At 66.5% G+C, this 19,147-nt stretch carries 6 protein-coding genes; all 6 read right to left on the bottom strand.

Features of this window, described 5'->3' with window-relative positions; genetic code table 11:
- On the bottom strand, nucleotides 1-2,464 hold a 2,464-nt coding region (locus J4D28_RS07205; RefSeq protein ID WP_207246404.1), incomplete at its 3' end, for a PAS domain-containing protein.
- Between the two features lie 112 nt (nucleotides 2,465-2,576).
- A complete protein-coding gene (locus tag J4D28_RS07200) occupies nucleotides 2,577-4,034 on the bottom strand; it encodes a TolC family outer membrane protein (protein ID WP_103331322.1) in 1,458 nt (485 codons plus the stop codon).
- An 81-nt stretch (nucleotides 4,035-4,115) separates the two neighbouring features.
- Entirely contained in the window at nucleotides 4,116-13,100 is an 8,985-nt protein-coding gene (locus tag J4D28_RS07195) for a TcdA/TcdB pore-forming domain-containing protein (protein ID WP_103331321.1), read from the bottom strand.
- Nucleotides 13,101-13,244: 144 nt separating this feature from the next.
- Entirely contained in the window at nucleotides 13,245-15,386 is a 2,142-nt protein-coding gene (locus J4D28_RS07190; RefSeq protein ID WP_103331320.1) for a type I secretion system permease/ATPase, read from the bottom strand.
- A gap of 2 nt (nucleotides 15,387-15,388) precedes the next feature.
- Nucleotides 15,389-16,774, bottom strand: a complete 1,386-nt coding sequence (locus J4D28_RS07185) for an HlyD family type I secretion periplasmic adaptor subunit (protein ID WP_009049651.1) — start codon at nucleotides 16,772-16,774, stop codon at nucleotides 15,389-15,391.
- On the bottom strand, nucleotides 16,771-18,882 hold the full coding sequence (locus tag J4D28_RS07180) for a type I secretion system permease/ATPase (RefSeq protein WP_103331319.1): 2,112 nt from the start codon (nucleotides 18,880-18,882) through the stop codon (nucleotides 16,771-16,773). The genes J4D28_RS07185 and J4D28_RS07180 overlap by 4 nt, the downstream gene beginning before the upstream one ends.
- Nucleotides 18,883-19,147: the final 265 nt, after the last annotated feature.

Below are 19,147 nucleotides of genomic sequence, written 5' to 3'. Positions count from 1 at the left end.
GGCTCAACTGCACGGTGAACTTGAACACCGCGCCCTGCCCCGGCTTGCTGTGCACCCAGATGTCGCCCTGCATCATCTGCACGATTTTCTTCGAGATGGTCAGCCCCAGGCCGCTGCCGCCGTAACGCCGGCTGATGGACAGGTCGGCCTGGACAAAGGCATTGAACAGCCGCGCCTGCTGCTCCTCGCTGATGCCCACCCCGGTGTCGGTGACGCTGAAGCACAGCAGCGCCTTGTCGTTCCACTGGCGCACCAGGCACACGCCGATGCACACATGGCCGGCCTCGGTGAACTTGATCGAGTTGTCCACCAGGTTGGTCAGCACCTGGGCCAGGCGCAGCGGATCGCCGACATAGCTGCGCGGCAACATGGCGGGAATGTCCAGGCGCAGTTGCAGCGCCTGTTCTTCCGCGCGCTGGCGCACCAGCAGCAACACATCGTCCACCAGCTCCCGCAGGTCGAAGCAGACCTGCTCCATGCTCAGCTTGCCGGCTTCGATCTTCGACAGGTCGAGCACGCCATTGATGGTGCCCACCAGGTTCCTCGCCGCACGGTCGATCTTCTCGATGTAGTCGCGCTGCGCCCGTTCCAGGGGCATGTCCTGCACCAGGTGGGCCATGCCGATGATCGCGTTCAGCGGCGTGCGGATCTCATGGGACATGCTGTCGAGAAATTCCGACTTGGCCTGGGTCGCCAGCTCGGCGTCGCGCCGCGATTGCTGGATCTGCGCTTCCACCGCCTTGCGCTCGCTGATGTCGAAGATCACCCCGTCCAGGTACTGCGGCACCCCGTCCACGACAATGGTCTGGCCCTTGTCGTAGACCCAGCGCACCTCCTGAGTGGCGGTGATGATCCGGTATTCGAGCATGTAGCTGGCGCTGCTCAGGCAGCCTGCGAAAATCTCCAGGTCATCGGGGTGGACCCGGTCGCGATAGCTGTGCCCGGCGAGGAAATGCGCCGCCGGAAAACCGCTCAGACCCTCGATGGCATCGCTGACGAAGACCATGGTCCGCGCGCCGTCCGGCAGGCTGCGAAACACCACCCCGGGAATGTTGGCGATCATCGACTGCAGCTTGGTCTGGCTGTCGACGATCGATTGCTGCACCTCGACCGCCTGCGTGATGTCCTGCAGCACGCCGGTGACCCGCGTCGGCGCGCCCTGGGCATCGCGCTGCATGACCCGGCCGATGTCCAGCACCCACAACCAGCGCCCGCTTTTGCTGCGCATGCGGTACTCGGCGCGGTACTCCTCGACCTCGTTGTCCAGGTGCGCCCTGAGCCTGGCCATGACCGGCTCATGGTCCTGCGGATGGACCAGGCAGGCCCAGCGGTCCAGGCCATTGCCAAAGGTCTGGTCCAGTTCCTCCTTGCTGTAGCCGAGGATCCGCAGCCAGACATCGTTGTTGATGACGATCCCCAGGCTGACGTTCCAGTCCCACAAGCCCAGTGCCCCGCTTTGCAGGGCCATGTCCAGGCGTCGCTCGCTTTGCTCGATCCGCGCCACGTCGGCCTTGTGCCGCCGGGCATCGGCCAGGCGCCGCAGGCCGCCCCACAGCAACAGCAGGAACACCACGGCGCTCAGGCCCTTGATCAGCAGCACCTGCTCGGCCGGCAGCACCGCATCCAGGTCGCCCAGGGTGACCAGGCTCCAGGGACCGCTGGGGTCGTTCCAGTCGAAGTCGGCCCGGGACAGGCTGTAGCGCCGGCCGTCCAGCTTGACCTGCGGCTGATGGGTATCGAAGGGCAAGCGTTCGGGAACGCCGTGGGCGAACGGGTAGTCGCCGAACTGGCGGCGGATCTCGCCGCTGAAGTCGCGCAGCGACCAGGCGCGGTCGGCCTTGAGTAGCAACTCCGGATTGCTGGCGGCCAGCACCACGCCGCTGGGCGACAGGATCATTTTCAGGTCGTCGCCATACTGCTTGTTCAGGTTGGTATCGAGCATCTTGCCGTCGAAACGCGCCACCAGTACCCCGATCACCTTGTCCTGGCGCGTGCGCGACTCGTAGACCGGGACCGCCATGTAGAACATGCGGGTGCCGGTGGTGACGCTGATCGCGCCATAGACGCTGCTGCCGCCGTTGAGCGCCACCTTGAAGTAGGGCCGGAAGGCCACATTCAGCCCCAGCGGCGCCTGGCCCTGGTGATCATGGGCCGCCACCACCACCCCGTCGCGATTGAGGACAAAGGCATGATTGGCGCCCACCACCATCGACAGCGTCTTCAACGGGATCGCCGCCTGCTCCATCAATTCCGCGGAGGGCTCGCGCTCCAGGATCACCCGTTTCAGCGAGGGGTTGTGGCGCCCCAGGATCGACAGCGCGCCAATGGCAAAACCGTCGGACTTCCACTGCTGCAGATCCGCCGCGTACTCCTGGGTCTGCATCTCGATACTGGCCTGGTAGACGTCCTCGACCTGCAGGCGGTAGTAGTTGCCCAGCGCCACCGCGGCACCGACCGCGATCACCACGCCCAGGGCGTAACAACACCGTCTGTGGCTGTCGAAGAAGTTCGTTAACCTGTGCAACACCTCGCCCCTTTACCTGATGAATCCGTACCTGCCGCCCTGACAAACAGCCTCAACGCGCCGCCAGCCGGCGTGGAAACTCCGGCGGCAGGAAATCGCGGTCGGGATCGTAGTCGGCCTTGAGGTAATCACAAAGCGCCTTGAGGTCCTGGGGCGACAAGGTTCCCGCCGACTGCTTGAGCCGCAGGGTGTCGAGAATGTAGTCATAGCGGCTGTCGTTGTACTGGCGCACGGCGTTATACAGCTGGCGCTGGGCCTCCAGTACATCGACGATATTGCGGGTGCCGACCTGGAAGCCCAGCTGCGAGGCCAGCACCGCGCCCTGGTTGGAAATGATCGACTGGCGCCGCGCCTTGACCTGGTCGACCCCGCTGTTGAGGCCGCGATGCAGGTTGCGGGTCTGCTCCACCACCTGGCGCCGCAGGTTGTCGTTGAGGTATTCGCGCTGATTCATCCGCTGGTGGGCCTCGCGCACCTGGGAAGAGGTCTGGCCGCCACTGAACAGCGGAATGTTCAACTGCAGGCCGATGGAGCGCTGCTCGACATTGCCGCCGTAGCCACTGCCGCGGATATCGCTGTTGCCGTACCCCAGGTTGTCGTTGTCGCCAGTCTGGTAACGCAGCACCGCGTCCAGGGTCGGCGCGTGCCCGGCCTTGCGCGCACTGAGGGTCTGCTGCGTCGCGTCCAGGGCTTGCTGGCTGGCCAGCAGGGTCAGGTTCTGCTGCACCGCGGTGTCGACCCAGCGCCGGGCATCGTTGGGTTCCGGCAACACTATCGGCATGTCATGCCGCACGCCCTGGATCGCGGCGTATTGCTGGTGCGTCAGGGTGTCCAGGGCCTCGAAGGCATCGTCGGTGCGCTTCTGCGCGACGATCCGGTTGGCCCGCGCGGTGTCATGCCCGGCCTCGGCCTGGAGCACATCGGTACGGTCCGACAGGCCCAGCTGCAAGCCCTTCTCGGCCAGTTCCAGCTGGCGCTTGAGCGCGGCTTCTTCAGCCTTGGCCGCCGCCAGGGCGTCCTGGGCCTTGAGCAGGCCGAAATAGGCCTGGGCGCTGTCGAGCATCAGTTTCTGTTCGGCCGCCGCCAGCTCCAGCTGGGCCTGCTGGTCCTCGGCTTCGGCGGCCTTGAGGCTGAACCAGCGATCGGCGCGGAAGATCGGCTGGTTCAGCACCGCCTGGTAGCTGGTGCCACTGCGCCGGGTGTCCTGCTTTGGCTGTTGCAGGGAGGTGCTGGTGCCGTTCAGCTCGGCACTGGCCGACAGCGTGGGCAGCAGCCCGGCCCGCGCCTGGGGCACCGCCTCGGCCCGCGCGGCCTGGTCGGCACGGGCCGCCGCCAGCTCGCTGTTGTTCTGCTGGGCATCCAGGTACACCCGCCAGAGGTCGCTGGGCATGGCCTGGCGCGGGTGTTCGGCCGCCTGCGCCAGGGAGGCGGCCGGCAACGTGGCAAGCAACAGAGGGACAAGCAACCAGCCGGCAAGGGCTCGCTGCCGCGAAATCATGGGTTTGATCATGGTTTGCTGTTCTACATAAAGAAGTGATTCGGCCGGAGACAGGAGAGGCTTTGCGCCCCTCCTGTGCTTGCTCCTGCGCGGTCAGGTCAGTGAAGGCACCAGCACCGCCTGGGCGGCCTGACGGTTTTGCGGCACCTGTTCACGAGCGCCACCGGTGTCGGCGAAGGCCGCCATGGCCCCGCTCAACTTGGCCAGGCTGGGCCCCTCGGCCTCCGTCACCGAAGCGATGTCGTTCGCCGTCGGCACGCTCTGGCGCTCGCGCGAGGACAGCTCGAACAAAGCATCCCTGGTCGAGCCCGCCTGGGCAAAGCCCTTCACCAGATGATCGACACTGATCACCGATGAGTCGCCTTGCAGCTCGATCTGCAGATGCCGATGCGCCGCGGCCTGGCTACCCAACACCTGGCGCAGCACCAGGGCCGTGCCGGTGCCGGCGTCGGTCAGCAGCACGTTCTCGCCCTGACGGCTGACGAGGATGTTCTTGCCATCGGCCACCGGCAGGATCAGGCGGTCGAGGGCCTGGCCCGGGTCATCGTTGTCGATCACCACCGTGCGGTAGTGCGCCCACATCGCCGGGGTGAAGCGGTAGGTGTCGTTGGCGCCGCCGCCATGCAGCACCACGCTGTCGACCCCGGCGATCAACGGCGGCGCCAGTTCGTCCTGACGACCGCCGCCCCCACCCTGCAGCAGCAGCGAGGAGCCGATACGCTCGACATTGCCGTAGTGCCCGAGCTTCTGCGCAGCCCCCTGCTTGACCTTGTACAGCGCCTGCTCCGTCGGGCTGTAGACGTAGGCCGAGCGCTGCGATTCGGCGGCCACCCCGATAAAGCGCAGGTCGCTCGCGGCGGGAATGCCGGTGCTGGCGAACATCTGCCCGCTGGCGACATCGAACCAGCCCTGGCTGTCGGCGCCTTGCAAGGTCAACACGCCTTTGGCTCCCCACTGCCCTGTCACTTTGGCCAGCGCCTGGGGCAGATTACCCAGGTGTTGCTGCTGCCAGCCCTTGTCGACCGCCACCAGCTGCACATCGCCGCTGTTGGTGCGCAGCAGGATTTCGCCCTGCGCCGTCGTCAACCGCAGCCCGGCATCCACCTGGACCGCCGAGCGCAGCTGCACCTGGGGCATCAGCAGCGTGGCAGCGGGCAATTGCGCCGAGGCCTCAAGCACCTCGTCGCCGCCGAACGCGGTCGCCAACGCCTCGGACGTCATCGGTGCCTGGAGGTAGAGCTTGCCGCTCTCGGGCTCGAACAGCCGCGCGCTGGAGCTGGCGCTGTCGAAGCCGAGAAACTGCAGCGGCTTGCCTTGCAACGAGGACGCCGCCACGATCACCTGGCCGTTGTGGTACCACACCGGCAGCGCACTCTTGCCATCGGCGGCCTTGGCCCCGAATACCGCCAGGGTGGCGTTGCTGCCGTTGACACTGGCCAGGTCCTTCCACCAGGTGCCGTGTTTCTTGAGCCAATGCTCGTTGACCGCTTCATAGCTCAGGCGCCCGGTCGCCTCGATCCGCGCGACACGCCCGTCCTCGGTCACGGCCACCAGATGGCCGTTGAGTTCGAGCACATTGGCCAGGGTCGGCGTGGCCAGGCGCAAGGCGCTCGGCTGGCTACCGTCGAGGACTTTCTGCCCCGGCCCTTCCTGGCGGAATAGGATCTTCTCCTTCTGGCTGTAGAAGAAAAACACTTCCTGGCCGGCGGGCTGCGGCATGCTGCCGGCGAACACCAGGTCCGCCGGGATCGGCCAGGCGCTCTGGGGCTTGCCCTGGGCATCCAGCGGCGGCTGCTGACCTGCCGGAGGCGCCAGGTTCGGCTTGATCACCGTGCCGTCGCTGGTGCGCACCCAGTAGCGGTGCGCCACTTTGGCGTTATCCAGACCAAACACCGTCACCAGCGCCGCGGCGCTCGGCTCCATCATCGGCGCGCCCAGGCTGTACACCGGGGTGGCGCGCTGCGTGGCCTGGCTCTGGTAGCCCTGGAGCAGGGCCTTGAGCGCATCGCCATGCTGGTCGGTGCGTGCCGACAGTTGCAGCAATGCGTCATCGCCGACCACCCCGACCAGTTCCATCCGGTCACCGATGATGCGGAAGTTCAGCTCGGCCTCGCGCTCCTTGAGCTGATAACGACGGGCCAGGTAGACCGCATCGCCCTCTTGCCAGAACCGGCTGATCCGGCCCGCGCTCTGGTTGAACGACGGGGCGAACTGCGCGTCGACCTTGCCGGTGGCGATCTCGACCCGCCATGCCGCGGAATTCTCGGCGTCGACGAAGTAGGCGTGCTCGCCGATGACCGCCCCCAACTGGGCGTTCCTGGCCTGCTCCACCTGGGTGTCGGTGAACAGCATGCGGTCCTTGGCGACGTCGTAGAACGCCCGGCCGACATTGCGCCCCTCGTGGCTGTAGTTATCGACGACCACATACTGACCGTGCAGCTGATGGGCCTTGGCCAGCTCGCTCAGGTGCTGTTCGATACGCTGGCCAGGCAGCTGCCATTTGCTCGCGTCTTCCTCCACCACCCGGGCGCTCATGCCGGCGAAATCGACTTCGCGCACCTCGCCCTTGGCGTTGACCACCAGCACCTGGCCGTTGCTCGCCGGGTCGAGCTTGACCACCACGCCGCCGACCACCAACTGGCCCTTCGACACGCTGATGCTCTCGCTCGCCAGCTGGCTGCTGTCGATGATCCAGCGCGACGGCGTGCCTGCCTCGCTGGACAGATCGACCCGGGTGCCTTCATTGAGGCCCACCAGATAACGCCCGCCCGCGCCCTTGATCTGGTAGTTCAGATAGCCGTACAGCTCCTTGGGCAGCTCGGGTATCACCAGTTGCCGGTCGCGCGAATCGAGCAGCACCTCGATCGGGGTGTCGACATACTCCTGGCGAATCCGCCGGATCGTCTCCTCGCTCGGGAAGATGTAGAAGTCGTAGTCGAAGCGCCGGTCTTCCTCGAGCCTGCGGATCACGTCGAAACCGGTGTCATGCCGGGTGGTGGACCCAGGCAGGATCATGTACTCGTAGCTGATGTAGGACTTGGGCGTGCCCGGCAGGATCACCGCCGTGCTGTCGCCATGCTCGAGCGTGCGCGTGGCGTCCTTGTAGCCGATGCCGCTGCGCACCTCGATCGCCTGGCCACGGTCGTGGATCATCCGCGGGAAATCCCCGGCCCAGAAGAAGTAGTTGATCGCCCCGGAACCGGTGGAGCCGTGGTGGGTGCGGTAAATGTACTGGCTGTCGAAACCGATCTGGTTGTTGCGCAGGTCCAGGCGCTTGACCACCGCGCCGGCCAGCGGCACCAGCACTTTCTTGTCCGCGTCGTAGCGGTAGCCGTTGCCTTTGTAGGCCTTGTCGACCGTATCGAAATAGCGCCCGACCGCCTTGGCGTCTTCGGCCACCGCGCCAAAGGCCTGGGCCAGCGCGGTGAAGCCCACCGCCAGGCCGCCGAGGATCACCCCCGCGCCGCCGAGCACCGCGGCCGCCGTCGAGGCGCCGAGCAGCCCGGCGCCGACCCCGGCCGCGCCGGTGACGAAGCTGGCCGAATCGAACGCCAGCTGGGTGCCGAACACTGCCTTCTGCACATCGTTCTCGGCATGGGCCAGCTCATAGGCATCCAGGCCGACCATGGCCCCGCCAAACAGCACGCCCGCGCCTTCGTTGACGGTGTGGCCCAGGGTCGAGGCAAAGTCCTTGAGCGAGGTCTCGGCAGCCATGGCTTCGCCGCGCAACGCGGTCTGCACCAGCTCGGTGACCTTGACCACGTCCTGCAAGGTGCCATGGCCGATCTGCGCCAGGCCCAGGTAGCTGTGGATCTTCAGCGCGGTGGCCAGGTCCGGCGAGACCGTGCCCTGGGCCGTGTCCTTGCGGTTCTTGTCGGCAAACCACTGGATCAGCGTCTGTACCGCAAAGCCGGCGTTCAGGCCGTCTACCGGCGATGCTTCGCTAACGCCGGCACGGGGCCGTATCTGGCCATGCTCCAGGGTGAAGTGCTCGTTGAACACCCGCATGTGTTCATCGACGAAACGCCGGAACTCGACAAAGGTGCCATCGTCGGTGGCCAGCCAGCGGGTCTGCTCGGGTTGGTCACGGTTGATGAACTGGACCCGATAGCCGCCCTCCTTCTGCTCCTCGATGTTGGCAATGATCGGTAGCCATTGGCTGCCCAACTGATGTTCCCGGGCCAGCCGGGTGCTGGCGACTTCGAAACGCGCGCCCCACTGCTCGGCGTCGAAGGTGGTCAACGCCGCCCCCAGGCGCAGGTCTTCGCTGACGCGTTGCTGGGCGCCCACCGCCTGTTCCACCTGGCGACGCTGGCCGATGACCCCGGCCAGTTCCTCGGGACGCGACAGATCGGCGACATTCAGCCCGTTGCCCACCGGCACCTCGGCCATCTTGCCGGTGTCGATCTCGATCAGGTTGAAGGCCGGCAGCGACTTGGTGCCGAACGAGCCATAGTGCGCGGCCAGGTTGCGCGTCACCAGGTGCTGCTGCATGGCCTTGGCCAAGCCCTTGGTGGAGTCGAAGGCGAAGATCCCCACGTTCGGGTCATAGAAGTAGTAGCGACGGCCCTCGGCGGTCTGTGTGCTGCCCACCATCATCGAGTGGTTCTGGGTGTTGAGGGCAAACATCGAGGTGCCGGTGCTGGCGGCCAGCCGCGAGACCACCTCGGACAACTTGACCTGCCCCAGCTCCCTGGAAGCCTGGACCGCTTCGACATTGGAATGCAGGCGGATCAGGCTGTTCTTGAGCAGCGTCGAGCTGCCTGCCTGAGGATCGGCGGAGGCCAGGAACAGCTTCTGCACCAGGCTGTTGACGCCCGCCTCGCCGCCACTGGCCAGGGCCACGGCCATCGCCCGGACCAGGGGGTAGCAACGGCCGCCGGAACGGTCGCCCACCAGCGACAGGTAGAAATCCTGCGGCGCCAGCTGGCCGAAGACACTGCCGGCGTTGTGGAAGTCTTCACTGAACACCGCGGTCTGGCGCAGCACCTTGTCGATGTACTCGGCCTGGGCGGTTTCCGTGATGCGCCCGCTCAGGGCACCCCGCTCACGAGGGCTGAGCGTACCCTCGAGAAACAGCCGCTTCATCTCCAGGGCCGACATCCTGTCGTCCACCCCGGGGATCTTGATCTCGCGAAAATCGCGCAAGCCATCGCTGAACGCCGTGCCGCGCGCGCCGCGCTGATAGGCTTCGGCAATCGCATAACGCTCGCCAACGCTGCTGGCGCGCTCCTCGCCTGCGCCCTGGATCGCCGTATCGTCGGTGCGCACCACCGCGGCGCTGCCCTCCTTGGCCTTGATCTGCTGCCAGAGCCAGGTCTTTTCCACCGAGCCGGCTTCGCGCAACACCGGGTCGTACTGCGCCCGGTAGTAGTCCTGGGTGAGGTTGAGCTGCTTGATCTGCTGGTCGATCAGGCCCTTGTCGCTGGCAGTACGCCGGTCTTGCTGGAGTTGGTAGCGCTTGTCGGCCAGCTGTTGGATATCGGCGTTGACCTTGGCCTGGACCGCTTCGCGCAGCTGGTTCCAACTGGCGATCGCCGGATGCTCGGGAGAAAAGGCGCCCTCGCTGTAGACGCCGTCGGCCACGCCTTCGACCGACACGCCGAACTGGGCCGCGACTTTCTTCAGGTTCTGGTGCACCTGCTCGCGGTAGGCGGCGAACTCGGCCCGGTTGCGTTCCACCACCTGCGGGTCGGCGGTCTGGATCGCCAGGGGCTGGGCGCCGTCGCGCAGCTTCGGCCAGACCATCTGGCCTTCGCGCTGGTACTCCTGGCGCTGGAACACCAGTTGCCACTGGCCATCGACGTACTGCATGTAGGCCGCGGCCAGGCCCTCGGCGGTGCCGGCGACCTGATAGTCCTTGTAGTCCACCGCCATCACCACGTTGTCGTACAGCAGCGAGCTGTTGACCCGACCGTCGTGGTAGACCCGGAAGGTGTTGGCGTCCAGGCTGGTCACCACCAGCGAGCAGCCCGACAAGGTCCCGGTGAACAGGAAGCTGCCGGCGGCCGCGTGCTTGGGAATGTCCACATAGGCCGGCGCGGCATTGGCCTGGTTCGGGCCGTTGTAGCCGAGGAAATACGCCGGCACGCTGTCGACGCCGCTGCCGGCAATGCCATTGGCGCTGTGCTCGGTGTATTCGAGCTCGTACAGGTTCGGCGCGACCTTGACCAATTGCACGTTGCCCTGGGCCGGCAAGCGTCCCGACTTGACCAGGGCCTCGGCGCTCAGGGTGTGGGTCTTGGCGAACTGCACGGGGTCGGCGGCGAACTGCCGGATGTCGGCGCTGCCCTGGCGCGGTTCGAACCCGGCTCCCAGCGGGGCCAGCCCGGTCTTGAGCTGCTGGTCCTTCGCCGCCTGCCCCAGCAGCGCGGGCAGCGGGCCAACGCTGGTGAAGCGCGGCGGATGGAACTCCTCGGCCGCCGGCACGCCTTGGTTGACGATCGGCAGCACGCGGGCCATCACCCCGTCGTACAGCTCGCCGTGCAACGCCTCCCTGCTGCCTTCGGCACGGTAGCGGTCGAACATCTGCAGCAGGTCCTGGCCGATACTGCCCGGCCCCTGGGGCTCATAACGGGCGGCGACGTACAGGGTCTCGAAGAACGAGTGATAGCCGTTGCGGATCATGAAGGCCGCGTTGGCCATCTGGAACTGCCAGTACTGCTTGACGCTCAGGGCGCCACCGAACAACTCCGGCAAGGCATTGCTGACGGTCTGGGTGGTCCCGGAAATGCCGCCCACGAATGGCGTGTCCAGGTCGTTCATGTAGCGGGTGGCGGCATTGCTCGGGTCGGGACGGAACTGGCTGTAGCTGCGGTACTTGTCGTCCGCGATCAGGAACGAGGTATCGGCCTGGGCCTGCTCCGGGTGGGTATTGAGGATCAGGTAGGGGTCGGGCTGATTCAGCCGGTTGTTGATCATGACCTTGTCGGCGCCACTCTGCGGCGCCAGCGCGGCATGGGCATTGACCGGCACCGCAGCCTTGGAAAAGCTGTCGGCCACCGGGCGCAGGGCATGGAACAGCGCCTGCTTGCGCAGGCTGCGGCCCTGGTCGCTCGACAGCAGCGCCTCGACAGTCGGGCGCAGTTTGCCATCGGCCGGCTCCAGCCCTTCGGGGCCGCGCAACAACAGGGTCAGCAGCTTGCTGTCCAGGGAGCGCTCGACCGCCACCTGGTCGAACACATGCACTTTCGGATTATCCGGATGCTGCGCCGCGTTGGCCGCCGCGACCCGTTGGTTTTCCGCATCGATCGCCTGCACCCGCCATGGCTCGTACAGCGGCGCCAGCAGCAACTTGGCCTGGGCAATGTCGCTTTGCACATAACCGCCTTGCAGGACCTTGGCCAGCGCCTGGTTCTGTACCAGCTTGTCGGCCAGGCCGAACAGCAGCGCGTCGTTGTCGCGGCTCTGCCAGACCGACGCGGCGAAGGCCTGTTCCCACAGCACCTTGTTCAGGTTGTTGCCCTTGATATCGCGCAGGCTGGCGCGGCTGTGTTCCGGCATCAGCACCCCGGCCGGGGTGATGTGGTTGCGCTCGAGCAAGCGGGTCAGTTGCTGCACGAAGGTCGCGCGCTCGCTGCTGCCTTCGAACAGGCGGCTGGCCTTGATGCCACCGTCGCGCAGTTGTTCCAGCTTGTCGAAAAACGCCGCGTTGTATTGATACAGGGCGTCGGTCTGCGCCTTGCTCAGGTGGCTGCTGCTGACCTTGTCGCCGTCGACGGTCATCAGCGCAAACGGCGTCGCAGCGCGGTAATCGCCGCCCTGAGGCATTTCCAGCAGGTACTGGCGCTCGGCAAAGCCCACCGAGCGTTCGAGCTCGTGGATATTGACGAAGACCCCGTCACGGTCGGGGTGGTAGCTGTTCTGGCGAAAACCTTCGAGGCCGATGGTCTGGAAGCTGGCGATGTCGGCGTTCTGGTTGATCAGCTCGCTCAAGGCGCCGGCCAGGGGCACTTCGCGGGTGACGGTGGTGTTGGGCGACTGGCCGGAAACCTGGACGCCGACCTGGTTCGGCACCTTGCGATCAACGCTGGTCAACAGCAGCTTGTGGCCGTTGCCCAGCACCTGGGCCTTGAAGCCTTCGCGCAAGGAGCTTTCCGACACCAGGTGATTGGCGAAGTACTGCTCGACAAAGGACGTCTTGACCAGCACCGAGCGGATCGGCGCGTAGGTCGGCGAGCGGAAGGACGGCGGCTCGTTCTTCAGCCGGTACTGTTGCTGCCAGGCCAGGGAGCGGGCCGCGGTGCCGAAGGAGAAGTTCAGCACCCCGTCGGTGGGCACCACCAGCCTGCCGTTCTCCAGGAAGAAGTCCTTGAAGCGCCCGTCGGTGCTGGCATTGACCAGCGCCACGTTCATGCGGATGTAGCCGGGGCGCTCTTCCATCATCAGCAGGGAAATGTTCACCGGCAGATCGTCGGAGGCCCGGGGCGCCTTGGCCAGCGCGCCGAGGCTCGCGGCTTGCTGCTCGGGCGCGGCCTTGAGCAGGGTGTTGTAGCGGGCGCTGACTTCCTTGTAGGCCTGCAGTTCGGAGAACAGCGTCACGTAGGCCTGGCTGAAGGTGGAGTCGGCCACCTGAATGGTCAGCTGCTGCTCCAGGCGCTTGATCCGCCCCTTGAGCTTGTCCTGCTTGGCCAGGGCATCGGCCTTCAGGCCCTTGATTTCCAGCTGCGTGGCGCCACCGGGGCTGAGCATGCCCAGGGCGGTGTTCCAGGTGCTGTCATAGTGAGTGATCGCCGTCTGCTGGCGGCTGTACAGCAGGATGTCGCGGTCCAGTTGCAGCTTGTAGGCGCTGGTCGCCGGGGTATCGGGGATGGCGTTCATCTGCTGGCGGCGTTGCTGCAGCGTCTGCAACTGGTCGCCGACCGAGACCGGGTTGTCCTGCATCTGATAGTGCTGGGCGGCCAGCACGCTCAGGGTGCTCTGCTGCATTTCCAGCAGGCGCTCGCCGACCTGGGCGATGTACTCGGCGCGCTCCTCGGCGCTCATGTTGAACCATTCGGTTTGCCGGCCTGCCGCCTTGACCTGTTGATCGATCAGGGTATTGAGCAGGCGCGTGAAGTCCTTGGACATGGAAGCCATTGCAGTGATCCTTTGTCTGTTTTGAGCGAAGCCCTTCGCGCCGCGAAAGGCTGCCTATCGGGATGAGTCCCCGGGATGAATCTCCGGGGTAGATATCCGGGGTGGGGAGGCATGCCTGGTTCGTGCGTACTCCTGTCAGTGGGTTCAATCCTTCATCTGCAAGGCCCACTGCCGGGCATACAGCCCGTCCAGGGCGAGCAGCTGTTCGTGGGTGCCCTGTTCGAGCACCCGGCCCTGGTCGATGACCAGAATGCGGTCGGCGTGGCGCAGGGTATTGAGCCGGTGGGCCACGCTGATCACCGTGCGGCCCTGGGCGATGCCCTGCAGGTTGGCCATCACCGCCGCTTCCGACTCGTAGTCCAGGGCGCTGGTGGCTTCGTCCAGGAGCAGGATCCCCGGGTTGCTCAGCAGGGCCCGGGCCAGGGCGATGCGCTGGCGCTGGCCGCCGGAAAGCTGGCCGCCGCGCTCGCCGACCTGGGTCTCGTAGCCCTGGGCCAGGGCCTCGATAAAGGTCGCCGCCCCCGCCAGGCTGGCGGCGTGCTGCACCTCGGCATCGCTGGCCTGGGGCCGGCACAGGCGGATGTTCTCGGCCACGCTGCCGGCGAACAGCACGCTTTCCTGCAGCACCACGCTCATGTTGCGGCGCAGGGCCACCGGGTCGGCGATGGCCAGGTCGATGCCGTCCACCAGCACCCGGCCGTGCTGGGGCACATAGAGGCGCTGCAACAGGCGCGTCAGGGTCGACTTGCCGGAGCCGGAAGGTCCGGTGATGCCGACGAACTCCCCCGGCTGGATCTCCAGGTCGAGGCTGCGCAGGATCTCCTGGCCGTCCTCCTCATAACGAAAGCGCACCCCCTGGAAACTCACCCCGCCCTGCAGCGCCGGCACCGAGGCCAGGCCGCCGCTGCCGCTTTCGCACTCGGTGTCGAGAATGTCGCCCAGGCGCCGCAGGGAAATCAGGGTGTGCTGGAAGTCCTGCCAGACCTGGGCCAGGCGCAGGATCGGCTCCACCACATGGCCGGCCAGCATGTTGAAGGCCACCAGTTGGCCGGGGCTCAACTGGCCGTCCAGCACCAGCATCACCCCCCACCACAGCAACAGCGCCGCGGTGAGTTTCTGGATCACGCCAATGCCCTGCCCGGCCCAGATGCCGACGATGCGGGTGTGGAACGCCGCGCGCACATAGGCCGCCAGCTGGCGTTGCCACTGCTGCTGGAAGCCGCCTTCGATGGCCCCGGTCTTGATGGTCTCGATGCCGGTCACGGCCTCGGTGAGAAAGGCGGTGTTGGCCGCGTTCAACTCGTATTCGCGCAAGGCCCGGCTGCGCAGCAAGGGCCCCACGCACAGCCAGAACAGGAAGTACAAGGCCAGGGAGCCGACCACCACCCAGGTCAGCAGCGGTGCGTAGGCATACATCACGGCGATGAACAGCCCGCAGAAGGCCAGGTCCAGCACCAGGGTCAGGGCCGAGCCGGTGAGGAACTGGCGGATCTGCTGCATCTCGCCGACCCGGGCGATGATCTCGCCGGTCTGCCGCCCCTGGAAATACCCCAGCGGCAGCTGGATCAGATGCTGGTACAGGCGCGCGGACAACTCGGCGTTGATCCGGCTCGCCACGTTGCTGAACAGCCAGGAACGCAGCAGGCCGAACAGCGGTTCGAACAGCGCCAGGGCCAGCATGGCGATGCCCAGCACCTGCAGGCTGGACAGGCCGCGGCTGACCAGGACCCGGTCGATGATGTTCTCGAACAGCAGCGGCGTGACCAGCGCCACCAGTTGCAGCATCAGCGACACCAGCAGCACGCTGCGAAACTGCCGCCCGTGCTTGAGGATCGACGGTAGGAACCAGCCGATGCCAAAACCGCGCGCCTTGGGCTCGACATGCCGCTCGGCGAGCAGCAGCACCTGGCCCTGCCATAGCGCTGCCAACTCCTCGCGAGACAAGCTCTGGCACTGCCCCTGCAACGGCCAGAACAGCCGCACCTGGTCGCCGTCCACCGCGTCCAGCACCGCCCAGCCCTGGCTGGTTTCCAGCAGGGCCGGCAACGGCAGGTGCTGCAAGCGCTGCACCTGGCTTTGCACCGCCCGCGCCCGCAGGCCGATCCAGCCGGCGCAGCGCCGCAGGTCGAGGCTGTCGGCCAGGCCCTCGACCCGCCCCAGGCGGTGGTTCAGTTGCGCCGCGCTGATGCTCAGGTCGAACCGCCGGGCGGCCCAGGCCAGGGCATGCAGGCCGGTATCGAGGATCGTCGGCGCCTGTTCGGCCGCGGGATTGAAGGCGGTGGTCATGCTCAACGCTCCCGCAACGCTTCGGACTGATACTCGCGAATCGGGCTCAGCAGGTAATTGATCACCCGCCGTTCGCCCGTGCGGATCTCGCCGGTCACGCTCATCCCGGCCTGCAAGGGCATCCACCCCTGCCCCGCGGCGATCGCGGCGCGCTCCAGGCGGATCCGCGTCGGGAACACCAGGCCCAGCTGTTCATCCTTGATGGCGTCGCCGGAGACATGCTCGACCGTGCCGCGCAAGGTGCCGTAGCGGGTGTAGGGAAAGGCGTCGACCTTGATCTCCACCGGCTGGCCGGCCCTGACGAAACCGACGTCCTTGTTCAGCACCATGACCTCGGCATCCAGCTCGGCCCCCTCGGGCACGATCACCAGCAGTTGCTGCGCCGGTTGCACCGCGCCGCCCAGGGTATGCACCGCCAGTTGCTGGACCACCCCGTCCACCGGCGCCAGCAGGGTTTGCAGGCGCTGCCGGTCGCGGCCGCGGATCAGTTGCTGTTCAAGCACCGCGACATCCTGGTGGCTGCGGTTGAGCAGGTCGTGCTGCTCGCGCTGGGTCCTGGCCAGGAAGCTGTCGCGCTGCTCCCGGCGGTTCTGCGCCTGGGCCTTGAGCACCTGCAGCTCGGCATGTTGCTGGGCCAGGGAACGCTCGACCTCCAACTGCTCCTTTTCCTGTTCGAGCAATTCGACCCGGGGCATCAACTGTTCGGCCGCCATCGCCCGCCGAGCATCGAGGCGCCGGCGGACGTTGCTGGCCAGCTTGCCCAGGGCGGCGATCTCGCTGTTGCGGGCCTGCTGGCTGGCCTGATTGATGGCGATCTCGGCATTGAGGCTGTCGAGGTTGGCGCGGATCTCCTTCCAGGTGCTCGCCAACTGCTCCCGCGCCGCCGCGAGCTGTTCCGCGTCCAGGCCGTCCGGCGCCTGGTAGCTGCCCAGCGGGTCCGGGGTCAGCAACGCGCGCGCCCGGGCCAGCTCCAGGCGCTTGAACGCCAGTTGCGCACGCAACTCGCTCAACTCGGCGTCGATGCCGATCGGGTTCAGCGCCACCAGCACGTCGCCAGCCTTGACCCGCTGCCCGTCACGCACGTGGATGGCCCGCACTTCGCCGGCCTCATGGGCCTGGATCACCTTGGTGTAGCTGGAGACCATCAGGCGCCCGGCGGCGCTGGCGTGAATGTCGAGGAAACCGAGGATCGCCCAGCCCAGGGCCAGCAGGATCGACAGGATCAACAGCAGTGCCGTACCCCGGGCCCACGGCGCGGGCGGGCGCTCGACGATCTCCAGGTAACCGGGCTGGAACTCGTATTCGTCTCGGCTGCGTTTGAGCAGCGCCGGTGCCTCGCGCAGCTGCTGCCAGGCGCGTCGCAAGGGGGTCAATAAGCCACGCATCATTCGGCCTCCGTGCGCAGCGCCTGTTGCAGCGCCCACAAGCGCGCATAACAGCCGCCGTTGGCCAGCAGTTCATGGTGGCTGCCCGACTCGCTGATACGCCCCTGCTCCAGGGCGATGATGCGTTGGCAATGGCGTACCGCGGACAGACGGTGGGCGATGATGATCACCGTGCGGCCTTCGGCGATGCGCGCCATGTTGTCCTGGATCAGCGCCTGGGACTCGTCGTCCAGGGCGCTGGTGGCCTCGTCGAAAATCAGGATCCGCGGGTCGCCCATCAACGCGCGGGCAATGGCGATGCGTTGCCGCTGGCCACCGGACAGCGAGCTGCCGGCCTCGGCCAGCACCGTGTCGTAGCCCAGCGGCAGGCGCAGGATGAAATCATGGGCGCCGGCCAGGCGCGCCGCGGCGATCACGCTTTCCAGGGAGGCCGTCGGATGGCGCAAGGCGATGTTGTGCCGCACGCTGCGGTTGAACAGGTAGTTTTCCTGCAGCACCACGCCGATCTGGCTGCGTAACCAGGCCAGTTGCAGCTGTTGCAGCGGCATGCCGTCAATCAGGATGCGCCCGGCATCCGGGGTGTAGAGTTTTTGCAGCAGGCGGGTCAGCGTGCTCTTGCCCGACCCCGACGGCCCGACGATACCCAGGGTCTGGCCGGCGGCGATATGCAGGTCCAGGCCACGCAGCACCAGCGCAAGTTCCGGGCGGTAGCGGAACGTCACCTGTTCGATGCGCACCTCGCCACGCAGGGCCTGCGCCGGGCGCTGGTCACCCTCGGCCTGCTCCACCGGCAGGTTGAGCATGTCGCCCAGCTTGTCCACCGACACCCGCACCCGGACGAACTGCTGCCAGACCTCGATCAGTTTGGCCAGGGGCTGGCTGACGTGGGACAGCATCATGTTGAAGGCGATCAATTGGCCAATGCTCATCTGCAGGTCGATGACCTTGCTCGCCCCCCAGCAGATCACCGCCACCGCCGTGACTTTCTGCAACAGCGTGACCATCTGGCTGATCGCGCTGCCCAGGGTCTGGCTGGCAAAACCGGCCTCGACCATCTCCGCCGTCTGCGCCTCCCAGCGCCGCTGCATGCGCGGCTCCACCGCCAGGCTCTTGATGGTTTCGCTGCTGCTCACGCTTTCATTGAGAAAGGCCGTGTTGCGCGCGGCGCTGTAGAACTGCCGCTCGATGCGTTTCTCCAGCGGGCCGCTGCTGGCCCAGGCCAGCAGCACATACAGCGGCAGGGTCAGCAGCACCAGCAGCGTCAGCGGCCAGGAGATCCAGGCCATGACCGCGAAAAACACCAGGGTGAAGGCCACATCCACACAGAGGGTCAGCAGGGAGCCGGTGAGGAACTCGCGGATACTGTCCAATTCCTGGACCCGGGTGATGATCGCGCCCACCTGGCGCTGCTTGAAGTACAGCAGCGGCAGGCCAAGCAGGTGGCGGAACAGCTTGACCCCAAGGCCGATATCGATGCGATTGGCGGTGTGCGCCGAGAGGTATTCGCGCAAGCCCTTGAGCAGCACCTCGAACAGGCCGACCACCACCAGGGTCATCACCAGCACGTCGAGGGTCGACAGCGCCCGGTGCACCATGACCTTGTCCATCACCGCCTGGAAGAACAACGGCGTTGCCAGGGCCAGCACTTGCAGCAGCAACGAGCACAGCAGCACTTCGCCGAGTATCCGCCGGTGGCGCAGCAGCTCCGGAACGAACCAGGACAGATCAAAACGCAGGCCGCCCTGGCGCAGGCGAATCACCTCGCCGCTCCACTCTTCGGCCAGCTGCGTGCGATCGAGCACATCCGGGGTATGGGCTGCAGGTCGCTGGATCAGCGCCTGCGCGTCGGACAGCCGGGCCAGCAGGACAAAAGCGCCGCTGCGGTCGCGCCAGACCAGGGGCAGCATCTTCGGGCTCAGCCGGGCCAGCGCCAGACGCTCCAGGCGCAGATCGACGCCGGCGCCCCGGGCGTAGTCCTTGAGCGCCCGGCGCAGGTCGCGCTCGTTTCCCGGGTCGGCGGCCTGTGGCGCACGCTCCTGGGTCAGTTGCAGCAGCAGTTGGCAACAGGCCAGGGCCGAATGGACGGCAGCCGTGGCGGAGAGCTCCGCCATGGCGGGGCATTCGACAGGGACTGGCTGCGGGGGTATTGCGGGATTGACTGACATAGACCGCTCGTTTCAAGACCCTCGCGGCAAGAACAAGGGTGCATGGAGATACGAAACCAGTCTGCGGCAGCTGTCCGGGAATGATAATCAGCCACGGGGTTGAAAGCTTTTAAGCAAAACTTAATCAACCGCAACGCCGCCTTGGGCCCGGGCGGCCGGTCATGTTCCGGGCAAAAAAAAGCCGGACTCGCGTCCGGCTTTCTGTCAGCTC

The sequence above is a fragment of the Pseudomonas sp. GW531-T4 genome, from assembly GCF_017349615.1.
In the GTDB taxonomy this organism is placed as follows: Bacteria; Pseudomonadota; Gammaproteobacteria; order Pseudomonadales; family Pseudomonadaceae; genus Aquipseudomonas; species Aquipseudomonas chlororaphis_I.
This window is presented reverse-complemented; position numbering and strand designations above follow the sequence as displayed.

Coding starts and splice junctions, on each gene's coding strand:
- J4D28_RS07180 (WP_103331319.1), bottom strand. CDS start 18,882: ATGGCGGAGCTCTCCGCCACGGCTGCCGTCCATTCGGCCCTGGCCTGT.
- J4D28_RS07185 (WP_009049651.1), bottom strand. CDS start 16,774: ATGATGCGTGGCTTATTGACCCCCTTGCGACGCGCCTGGCAGCAGCTG.
- J4D28_RS07190 (WP_103331320.1), bottom strand. CDS start 15,386: ATGACCACCGCCTTCAATCCCGCGGCCGAACAGGCGCCGACGATCCTC.
- J4D28_RS07200 (WP_103331322.1), bottom strand. CDS start 4,034: ATGATCAAACCCATGATTTCGCGGCAGCGAGCCCTTGCCGGCTGGTTG.
- J4D28_RS07195 (WP_103331321.1), bottom strand. CDS start 13,100: ATGGCTTCCATGTCCAAGGACTTCACGCGCCTGCTCAATACCCTGATC.